Origin of the sequence: Polaromonas sp., assembly GCF_036676035.1 — a bacterium.
GTDB lineage: Bacteria > Pseudomonadota > Gammaproteobacteria > Burkholderiales > Burkholderiaceae_C > Polaromonas.
On record NZ_JAKFDR010000091.1, the window covers coordinates 1 to 2,912 of the forward strand.

At 63.5% G+C, this 2,912-nt stretch carries 4 protein-coding genes and 2 tRNA genes; 4 read left to right on the top strand and 2 right to left on the bottom strand.

From position 1 onward, the window contains the following. On the bottom strand, window positions 1-665 hold a 665-nt coding region (dinB, locus tag V6M61_RS13375; protein WP_332777072.1), incomplete at its 3' end, for a DNA polymerase IV. A 17-nt stretch (window positions 666-682) separates the two neighbouring features. Continuing rightward, a complete protein-coding gene (locus V6M61_RS13380) occupies window positions 683-904 on the bottom strand; it encodes a zinc-ribbon domain-containing protein (RefSeq protein ID WP_090441281.1) in 222 nt (73 codons plus the stop codon). A gap of 261 nt (window positions 905-1,165) precedes the next feature. Between V6M61_RS13380 and V6M61_RS13385 the strand changes: the two genes are divergently transcribed. The 4 genes from V6M61_RS13385 to V6M61_RS13400 all read left to right on the top strand — a co-directional run. Continuing rightward, window positions 1,166-1,242, top strand: a tRNA-Met gene (locus tag V6M61_RS13385). A 123-nt stretch (window positions 1,243-1,365) separates the two neighbouring features. Then, window positions 1,366-1,442 (top strand) — tRNA-Met (locus V6M61_RS13390). A gap of 129 nt (window positions 1,443-1,571) precedes the next feature. Beyond that, window positions 1,572-2,120: a cytochrome b gene (locus V6M61_RS13395; protein WP_332777073.1), complete on the top strand. Its 549-nt coding sequence runs from the start codon at window positions 1,572-1,574 to the stop codon at window positions 2,118-2,120. 183 nt (window positions 2,121-2,303) lie between these two features. After that, a partial coding sequence (locus V6M61_RS13400; RefSeq protein WP_332777074.1) for a radical SAM protein occupies window positions 2,304-2,912 on the top strand: 609 nt, incomplete at its 3' end.

Below are 2,912 nucleotides of genomic sequence, written 5' to 3' on the forward strand. Positions count from 1 at the left end.
TCGCCGAAGCTGCCGAACTCCCTCACCAGCGCCAGCTTGTTCCATTCGCGCAAGTCGGCGCAGCTACGAATGCCCAGGCGGCCCAGCTTGTCGGCGGTCACCTTGCCGACGCCGTGCAGCTTGGCGACCGGCAAGGCCGCGACGAATTCCGCGACCTGATCCGGGGTGATCACGAACAAGCCGTTGGGTTTCTTCCAGTCGCTGGCGATCTTGGCCAGGAACTTGTTCGGCGCCACCCCCGCCGACACGGTGATATGCAGCTCCTGCGAGACCCGCCGGCGAATGTCCTGGGCGATGCGCGTGGCGCTGCCGCCGAAATGCGGGCTGTCCGAGACATCCAGGTAGGCCTCGTCCAGCGACAGCGGCTCGATCAGCTCGGTGTAATCACGGAAGACCGCTTGGATCTCGCGCGACACCGCCTTGTACGCCTCCATCCGCGGCTTGACGATCAGCAACTCCGGGCACAGCTTCAGCGCATGCCCGGAGGCCATCGCCGAACGCACCCCGTAGGCGCGGGCCTCGTAATTGCAGGTGGCGATCACCCCCCGTCGATCCGCCGCGCCGCCCACCGCCAGCGGCTTGCTGGCCAGGCTCGGGTCGTCGCGCATCTCGATGGCGGCATAGAAGCAATCGCAGTCGACGTGGATGATCTTTCTGGCGTTCATAATCCGCGGGATCGGGCTCAGGGCGCCGGCTGCTGCTCGGCGGCCTTCGGCGCTGGCGCCGGCGCGGCCGACTCGGGCTCGGGTTTGTCCAGGTAAGCCTGGATCACCAGAATAACGATCAGCATGAATGCCGCCAACGGCAGCAACTTCATCTTCTTTGGCAGTTCGGCGCCGCAAGCCGGGCACACCGCGGCCTCGTTCAGCACCTTCGCCCCGCAGGCTTTACATTCGCGTCGCATGGCAATCCTCCGATAAATGGGCACGGACTCTAGCCCAACCGCGGGCCGCCGGGCTACGCCGGCATTCAGCGCCCTGCCGCCGTCGATGCATCGCCGTCCTCGCGCACTGTCGCATCGACCCGCGGCAACCCGCTGCAGGCCCCGGCCGGCCTGGTCCGGCGCCTCGAACAGACTCGCAACGCGACGCTAAGCATCTGAACGAACAACAGTTTTTCCGAAACTAAAGATTGACAGCCGGCTTTTTGGCGGTAGAATTGGCGGCGCGGGATGGAGCAGTCTGGTAGCTCGTCGGGCTCATAACCCGAAGGTCGTAGGTTCAAATCCTGCTCCCGCAACCAGTTTTCCGGAAAGGCCACTCAAGCGAGTGGCCTTTTTCGTTTCTGCTCGCGCCATTAATTTAAGCATTTGATTAAAAAGCAGAAATCGATTGACAAGAAGCCATTCCCGGATAGAATGGTCGGCGCGGGATGGAGCAGTCTGGTAGCTCGTCGGGCTCATAACCCGAAGGTCGTAGGTTCAAATCCTGCTCCCGCAACCAGATACTCAAAAAGGCCACTCAAGCGAGTGGCCTTTTTGTTTTCACGGCCAAAAGCCCCGCTCAGCAAAGCTTAAGCTTCGCCCCCTAGGCTAGGCACGTTTTGAATCAACGATGCCGGAGCTGCCCCTCATGTCCTGGAAAAACACCGAAACCCGCTATGGCAAGCTGTCGATCAGCCTGCACTGGCTGATGCTGCTGCTGATTGCCGCGGTCTACTTCACCATGGAATTTCGCGGCATCTTCCCCAAAGGCAGCGATGGCCGCAGCCTGATGAAGGAGCTGCACTTCATGCTGGGCCTGTCGATCCTGGCACTGGTCTGGCTGCGCCTCCTGGCCCGGGCGATCGCACCGACCCCGAAGATCCGGCCCGCGCCGCACGCCATGCAGGAAAAAATAGCCAAGCTGATGTACCTGGCACTGTACCTGCTGATGATCTGCACCCCGCTGCTCGGCTGGCTGCTGCTCAGCGCCGAGGGCAAGCCGATTCCGTTGTTCGGCCTGGAGCTGCCGCCACTGACCGGCAAAGACCATGCTTTCGCCGAGCAAATGGAAGACTGGCACGTGCAGATCGCCCAAGCAGGCTACTGGTTGATCGGCCTGCACGCCGCCGCCGGGATATTCCACCACCACATACGCCGCGACAACGCCCTGAGGATGATGCTGCCCGGCGGCCGCTGAGCCCCGCCACAGGCGCAACGGGCTTGCCGCGCCGGCAAGCCCCGACCACTCCCGGAGCCGGCCGCAGGCCGGCACGACATCTCGCGCCGAGAGCACTGGCCAAGCCTGCGAGCTACCGCTAGAATTGCGCACTTTTTGATCAGAGGCGCCTCCAGCGCCCGTCCGCAGCCTGAGGTTCGCCGCATGTCCACCCCCGCCACGCCGAAAGTCGGATTCGTTTCACTCGGGTGCCCCAAGGCCCTGGTCGACTCCGAACGCATCCTGACCCAGTTGCGCATGGAAGGTTACGAAGTCGTGCCGACCTACCAGGATGCCGACGTGGTGGTGGTCAACACCTGCGGCTTTATCGACAGTGCCAAGGCCGAGTCCCTGGAAGTGATCGGCGAAGCCATCGCCGAAAACGGCAAGGTCATCGTCACCGGCTGCATGGGCGTGGAAGAAGGCGCGATCCGTGACGTGCACCCCAGCGTGCTGTCGGTCAGCGGCCCGCAGCAGTACGAGCAGGTGCTCAACGCCGTGCACGAAGTGGTGCCGCCGAGCACCGAGCACAACCCGCTGATCGACCTGGTGCCGCCGCAGGGCATCAAGCTGACCCCGCGCCACTACGCCTACCTGAAGATCTCCGAAGGCTGCAACCACAGCTGCAGCTTCTGCATCATCCCGTCGATGCGCGGCAAGCTGGTCAGCCGCCCGGTCGGCGAAGTGCTCAGCGAAGCCGAGCGCCTGGTCAAGGCCGGGGTCAAGGAGCTCTTGGTGATCAGCCAGGACACCAGCGCCTATGGCGTCGACCTG

Bases quoted from the DNA above. Each gene is read 5' to 3' on its own strand.
- V6M61_RS13380 (WP_090441281.1), bottom strand. From the start codon at position 904: ATGCGACGCGAATGTAAAGCCTGCGGGGCGAAGGTGCTGAACGAGGCC.
- V6M61_RS13395 (WP_332777073.1), top strand. From the start codon at position 1,572: ATGTCCTGGAAAAACACCGAAACCCGCTATGGCAAGCTGTCGATCAGC.